This is a genomic window from Cellulosimicrobium sp. MI9406 (genome assembly GCF_040595865.1).
GTDB lineage: Bacteria > Actinomycetota > Actinomycetes > Actinomycetales > Cellulomonadaceae > Cellulosimicrobium > Cellulosimicrobium funkei.
In genome coordinates, this window is record NZ_JALIZI010000018.1 from 1 (window position 1) to 588 (window position 588).

1 rRNA gene is annotated in these 588 nt (G+C 59.5%); it reads left to right on the top strand.

Annotated elements, in window-relative coordinates:
* Window positions 1-107: ribosomal RNA gene (locus MT994_RS19290) — 16S ribosomal RNA — on the top strand; the annotation flags it as partial.
* Window positions 108-588: the final 481 nt, after the last annotated feature.

Below are 588 nucleotides of genomic sequence, written 5' to 3' on the forward strand. Positions count from 1 at the left end.
CATGGCCCAACCGTTCGCGGGGGGAGTGGTCGAAGGTGGGACTGGCGATTGGGACTAAGTCGTAACAAGGTAGCCGTACCGGAAGGTGCGGCTGGATCACCTCCTTTCTAAGGAGCTACCAACCCTCGCCTTGCCGGTGTTTGCTGGTGGGTGGGTGGTTCAGGTGCCACGCCATCGCCGTCCGTGTGGTGGGTGGTTGCTCATGGGTGGAACATTGACGAAAGAGCCTTCTTGGTCTTGCTGGTGTCAGTACCTGCCGGCTCGCTCGTGCCTCTTCGGGGGTTCGTGTGGGTGGTGGTGGAACATCACGGGTGGGGCTGGGGGCTTGTCGAGCACACTGTTGGGTCCTCAGGTCACCGGCCACCGGTTGGTGGGGTGCCTGGTACGGGCCGGTCCTTGGACCACGAACCGTCTCGTCTGCGCTCTTGTATGAGGGTGTGGGTGGGGTAGGCGGGTCTGGTGGGGTCGGGGTCGTTGGTTGTTTGAGAACTGCACAGTGGACGCGAGCATCTTTGTAAAGATCAAGACGCACCCTTTGGGGTGTGGTTCTTGGTTCTCTGCAGTTTTGTTGTTTTTGTTGAAGTTTTT